The organism is Pseudomonas sp. P5_B2, from assembly GCF_056400445.1.
Genome location: NZ_JBFULH010000267.1, coordinates 1 through 5756, shown reverse-complemented (window position 1 = coordinate 5756; position 5756 = coordinate 1). Strand labels below are relative to the sequence as shown.

The window sequence follows — 5756 nt, the reverse complement described above, 5'->3', positions numbered from 1 at the left end:
GAGGATGGCCGCTGCCCCTCAAGCCTGATAAAATCGCGCGCCTTCGCAGACCGGCAACAGCCGGGTAGCCCGAATTTCGTGTGAGGCAATCGCCCCCCGTCGAATTCGGCGTCCCCGCTGGACTCGGTCGTTACCCCTGAATCCCCCCTAAAGGCCTGGATCATGAGCAAGCAACCCTCCCTGAGCTACAAGGACGCCGGTGTAGACATCGACGCCGGTGAAGCATTGGTCGAACGCATCAAGAGCGTCGCCAAGCGCACTGCGCGCCCGGAAGTCATGGGCGGCCTGGGCGGTTTCGGCGCCCTCTGCGAAATCCCGGCCGGCTACAAGCAGCCCGTGCTGGTTTCCGGTACAGACGGCGTTGGCACCAAGCTGCGCCTGGCACTGAACCTGAACAAGCACGACAGCATCGGCATCGACCTGGTCGCCATGTGCGTGAACGACCTGGTGGTGTGCGGCGCCGAGCCGCTGTTCTTCCTCGACTACTACGCCACCGGCAAACTCAACGTCGAAACCGCGACCCAGGTCGTGACCGGCATCGGCGCAGGCTGTGAACTGTCCGGCTGCTCCCTGGTCGGCGGCGAAACCGCTGAAATGCCTGGCATGTACGAAGGCGAGGACTACGACCTGGCTGGCTTCTGCGTCGGTGTTGTGGAGAAATCCGAAATCATCGACGGCTCGAAAGTCGCTGCTGGCGACGCCCTGCTCGCCCTGCCGTYTTCCGGCCCGCACTCCAACGGCTACTCGCTGATCCGCAAGATCATCGAAGTGTCGGGTGCCGACATCGAAAACATCCAGCTCGACGGCAAACCGCTGACCGATCTGCTGATGGCCCCGACCCGCATCTACGTGAAGCCGCTGCTCAAGCTGATCAAGGAAACCGGCGCTGTCAAAGCCATGGCCCACATCACCGGTGGCGGCCTGCTGGACAACATCCCGCGCGTTCTGCCAAAAGGCGCACAAGCAGTGGTTGACGTAGCGAGCTGGACCCGTCCTGCCGTGTTCGACTGGCTGCAAGAGAAAGGCAACGTCGACGAAAACGAAATGCACCGTGTGTTGAACTGCGGTGTGGGCATGGTGATCTGCGTCGCTCAAGAGCACGTTGAAACCGCGTTGAACGTGCTGCGTGAAGCCGGCGAACAGCCATGGGTCATCGGCCAGATTGCCACCGCTGCCGAAGGCGCGGCTCAGGTTGAACTGAAGAACCTCAAGGCTCACTGATGCCTAAGACCTGTGATGTCGTGGTGCTGTTGTCCGGCACTGGCAGTAACTTGCAGGCCTTGATCGACAGCACGCGGACGGGCGACAGCACGGTCCGTATCGCTGCGGTGATTTCCAACCGCGCCGATGCTTATGGCCTGCAACGCGCCAAGGACGCGGGTATCGACACCCGCGCCCTGGATCACAAGGCTTTCGAAGGCCGCGAGGCCTTCGATGTCGCCCTGATCGAACTGATCGACGCCTTCAATCCAAAACTCGTGGTTCTGGCCGGTTTCATGCGCATTCTCAGCGCTGACTTCGTGCGCCATTACGCGGGTCGCCTGCTCAATATCCATCCGTCGCTGCTACCCAAATACAAAGGGTTACACACTCATCAGCGCGCGCTGGAGGCCGGAGACACTGAGCACGGCTGCTCCGTCCACTTCGTCACCGAGGAACTCGATGGCGGACCACTGGTCGTACAAGCAGTAATACCGGTAGAGTTGCAGGATTCGCCGCAGAGTCTGGCGCAGCGAGTCCATGCTCAGGAACACCTGATCTATCCGTTGGCTGTACGCTGGTTTGCCGAAGGTCGACTATCACTCGGCGAACAAGGTGCTTTACTGGATGGGAAGCTACTCGCGGCCAGCGGCCACCTGATTCGAACCTAGGAGATATTATGCGTCGCGCCCTGCTCTTCGCTTGCGCTCTGCTTGCCTTGCCCCTGGCACAGGCTGCAGAACTTCAACCTTTCTCCGCCAGCTACACCGCCGACTGGAAACAGCTGCCCATGAGCGGCACGGCTGAACGCAGTTTGACCAAGGAAGCCAACGGTGTCTGGAAGCTCAGCTTCAAGGCGTCGATGATGATCGCCAGCCTGACGGAAGAAAGCACCCTGACCGTGGACAAGGACACCCTGCTGCCTCAGTCCTACCGCTTTGAGCGTGGCGGCCTGGGTAAAGCCAAAAAGGTTGATCTGGATTTCGACTGGACCACCAAAATGGTCACCGGCACCGATCGTGGCGACCCGGTCAAGGTTCCACTGAACCGTGGCATGCTCGACAAGTCCACGTATCAGCTGKCTCTACAGGAAGACGTCGCCGCCGGCAAAAAGAGCATGAACTATCAGGTCATCGATGGTGGCGAAGTCGATACCTATGACTTCCGCGTACTGGGTTCGGAAAAAGTCGACACCAAGGCCGGCCAGATCGATGCGATCAAAGTCGAGCGCGTGCGCGACCCGACACAAAACAAGCGCATTACCGTCATGTGGTTTGCCAAGGATTGGGATTACCTGCTGGTCCGTCTGCAACAAGTTGAAACCGACGGCAAGGAGTACAACATCATGCTCCTCGACGGCAAGGTCAACGGTAAAGCGGTCAAAGGCAGCTAAACCGGGCTCGACACGAAAATCCGGAACCGAAAAGGGTTCCGGTTTTTTTTTGCCTGCTGGATATCAAATCCGCGCCAACGCCTGCGCCAGATCGGCTTGCAGGTCTTCGACGTCTTCGACCCCCACGGACAATCGCACCAACGCATCGCCGATGCCCAGTTGCGCACGGGTGTCGGCGGGGATGGTGGCGTGGGTCATGATCGCCGGATGCTCGATCAGGCTTTCCACTCCGCCCAGGCTCTCCGCCAGCGCAAAGATCTGCACGCTCTCCAGAAAGCGCTTGGCGCCCGCCAGGTCGCTGTTCAGATCGAGTGAAATCATGCCGCCGAAACCGTGCATCTGCTGCCGCGCCAGTTCGTGCTGCGGATGTGATGGCAGCCCCGGGTAGTAGACGCGCGCGACTTGCGGCTGCTGTTCCAGCCATTGCGCCAGTGTCAGTGCATTGCTGCAGTGGCGCTCCATGCGCAATGCCAGGGTTTTAACGCCGCGCAGGGTAAGAAAGGCGTCAAACGGTCCGGCAATGGCGCCCACCGCGTTTTGCAGAAAGCCCAGTCGCTCGCGCACCTCCGCGTTCTGCCCGACCACCGCGATGCCGCCGATCACGTCGGAGTGACCGTTCAGATACTTGGTGGTCGAATGCACCACGACATCGAAGCCCAACTCCAGCGGGCGCTGGATCCACGGGCTCGCGAAGGTGTTGTCGGCCACGCAAATGATGCCGCGCTGGCGACAGATGCGCGCGATGGCGGCGAGATCGGAGAGGCGCAGCAACGGATTGCTCGGTGTCTCTACACAGACCATTCGCGTGTCATCCCGCAGCGCTGCTTCGAAGGCTGCCAGGTCCGTCAGATCGACGAAGCTGAAGCGATGCCCGGCGCTGCGACGACGGACCTTGTCGAACAGGCGAAACGTACCGCCATACAAATCATTGCCCGAGACGATATGCGAATCGGCATCGAGCAATTCGAGCACCGTGGAAATCGCCGCCAACCCGGACGCGAACGCAAAGGCCTGGGTGCCCCCTTCGAGATCGGCCACGCAGCGCTCCAGCGCCCAGCGCGTTGGGTTGTGCGAGCGCCCGTAATCGAGGCCTTTGTGCACGCCAGGGCTTTTTTGCAAATAGGTGGAGTTGGCATAAATCGGTGGCATCAACGCCCCGGTGGAAGGGTCCGGTGCCTGCCCGGCATGGATCACGCGGGTGGCAAATCCATGTGGCGCAACATGTTCGTCGTGACTCATGTCAGGGATCTCCGTAGATGATTGAGTAGGTCGAAGCGGGTAATCAGTCCGTGAAAGCCCGATGCATCGGCAATGATCGCCACCAGCCCACGGTCGAGTTCCGCCTGCAACTGCGCCAGACTGGCAGCGGCAGGCAGGGTTTGCAGTTTGTCGGTCATCGCGCTGTCCACCGTCAAACGGAAGTGCGAGGCATCCTGATGCACCCCCAGAAGAATGTCGGACTCGTCGATCACGCCGACCAGACGCTGGCCGTCCACCAGCACCGGCAGTTGCGACACATCCGCCAGGCGCATGCGCTGGAAAGCGGTCAGCAGCGTGTCGCCAGGGCCCACGCTGATCACTCGGCCATCCTCAAAACGGCGCGAAATCAGGTCGCGAAGATCGCCATAGTGCTTGTACTGCAACAGGCCCTGATCGTTCATCCACTGATCGTTGTAGACCTTCGACAGGTAGCGGGTGCCGGTGTCGCAGACGAAACTCACGACCCGTTTCGGCTCGGTTTGCTCACGGCAATAACGTAGTGCCGCCGCCAGCAACGTGCCAGTCGATGAGCCGCCGAGAATGCCTTCGGCGCGCAACAGTTGGCGGGCATGATCGAAGCTTTCTTCATCACTGATCGAATACGCTTGGCGCACGCTGGACAAGTCTGCAATCGAGGGAATGAAGTCTTCGCCGATGCCTTCCACCGCCCAGGAACCGGGGGTGCCGAGGGTGCCGCTGCGGCTGTATTCGGCCATCACCGAGCCGACCGGGTCGGCCAACACCATGACCAGGTTCGGCTGCACGCGATTAAAGAAACGGGTCAAGCCCGTCAGCGTGCCGGCTGAACCGACGCCGACGACGATGGCATCCACATCATGCTGGGTTTGCGCCCAGATCTCTGGCGCGGTGCTGCATTCGTGGGCCAGCGGGTTGGCCGGGTTGTTGAATTGATCGGCAAAGAAGGCGTCGGGAATTTCCTTGGCCAGCCGCGCGGCCACATCCTGGTAGTACTCGGGATGGCCCTTGCCGACATCGGAGCGAGTGATGTGCACCTCGGCACCCATCGCCTTGAGGTGCAGGACTTTCTCGGTGGACATCTTGTCGGGCACCACCAGCACCACGCGATACCCCTTGGCACGCCCGACAAGGGCCAGGCCCAGGCCGGTGTTGCCGGCCGTGGCCTCGACGATGGTGCCACCGGGTTGCAGACGACCATCGCGCTCGGCAGCGTCGATCATCGCCAGGCCGATGCGATCCTTGATCGATCCGCCGGGGTTTTGTGATTCGAGTTTGAGGAACAACGTACAAGGGCCGGYATCGAAGCGACTGACACGCACCAGCGGCGTGTTACCAATCAATTCAAGGACGGCAGGGCGGGATTCGTTGGGCATGTCTTCACCTTGCTATGGTTATTCGCAGTGGATGGACACAAACCTGCGGCGCGTCATTGTGTGACGGTTGCAGGTAATACCTCGCTTGGACCATAGGCCGCGATGGCGTCATTCGCAACCGCGTGCGGCCGACCGGTATTCACTCAGCGAACGGAGATGCCCCCGTAAGAAAGTGGAACGCGCCGGCGGAGGAATGCTCTATAACTTCAAGGTCTTTTTTGACCGAATGATTTTTCCAGCCTGGGAGGCTTTCCATGACCGTTACCGTCAACACCGTTTCCGCCGAAGGTTTTCGCCACAGCGTTCAAATCGATGAGCACGAACTGTTTGCCGACGTGCCAACCTCTTCCGGCGGCGAAGGCTCGGCGCCAGAACCTCACGATTACTTCGATGCGGCCTTGGGGGCGTGCAAAGCCTTGACCCTGAAGATGTACGCCAGGAAGAAAGACATCCCGCTGACCGGTGTCACGGTCGAGGTCAAACGCGACAACAGCGAGGAGCAGAAAGGTAAATACGCCCTGCACGTCAAACTGACCCTCAAGGGCGTGCTC

Annotated in this window: 6 protein-coding genes; 4 read left to right on the top strand and 2 right to left on the bottom strand. The window is 60.5% G+C overall.

The window, feature by feature from the left end; all coding sequences use genetic code 11:
- Positions 1 to 162 precede the first annotated feature (162 nt).
- From purM to AC1DRJ_RS17920, 3 genes are read left to right on the top strand one after another with little or no spacing between them, the layout of a single operon-like run.
- Positions 163 to 1221 carry a phosphoribosylformylglycinamidine cyclo-ligase gene (gene purM, locus AC1DRJ_RS17930; protein WP_477803337.1) on the top strand — a complete coding sequence of 353 codons (1059 nt, stop codon included), beginning with the start codon at positions 163 to 165 and terminating at the stop codon, positions 1219 to 1221.
- On the top strand, positions 1221 to 1871 hold the full coding sequence (purN, locus tag AC1DRJ_RS17925) for a phosphoribosylglycinamide formyltransferase (RefSeq protein WP_477803336.1): 651 nt from the start codon (positions 1221 to 1223) through the stop codon (positions 1869 to 1871). The genes purM and purN overlap by 1 nt, the downstream gene beginning before the upstream one ends.
- An 8-nt stretch (positions 1872 to 1879) precedes the next feature.
- Positions 1880 to 2593, top strand: a complete 714-nt coding sequence (locus tag AC1DRJ_RS17920; protein ID WP_477803335.1) for a DUF3108 domain-containing protein — start codon at positions 1880 to 1882, stop codon at positions 2591 to 2593.
- A gap of 63 nt (positions 2594 to 2656) precedes the next feature.
- On the opposite strand, the gene AC1DRJ_RS17915 is transcribed toward AC1DRJ_RS17920, so the two are convergent.
- Positions 2657 to 3832: a trans-sulfuration enzyme family protein gene (locus AC1DRJ_RS17915; RefSeq protein WP_477803334.1), complete on the bottom strand. Its 1176-nt coding sequence runs from the start codon at positions 3830 to 3832 to the stop codon at positions 2657 to 2659.
- Positions 3829 to 5205 (bottom strand): pyridoxal-phosphate dependent enzyme, encoded by a 1377-nt coding sequence (locus AC1DRJ_RS17910; protein WP_477803333.1) that lies wholly within the window; start codon positions 5203 to 5205, stop codon positions 3829 to 3831. Before AC1DRJ_RS17910 ends, AC1DRJ_RS17915 begins: the two co-directional genes overlap by 4 nt.
- A 254-nt stretch (positions 5206 to 5459) precedes the next feature.
- Here AC1DRJ_RS17910 and AC1DRJ_RS17905 point away from each other — a divergent pair.
- Positions 5460 to 5756: OsmC family protein (locus AC1DRJ_RS17905; RefSeq protein ID WP_477803332.1), on the top strand; the 297-nt coding region annotated here is incomplete at its 3' end.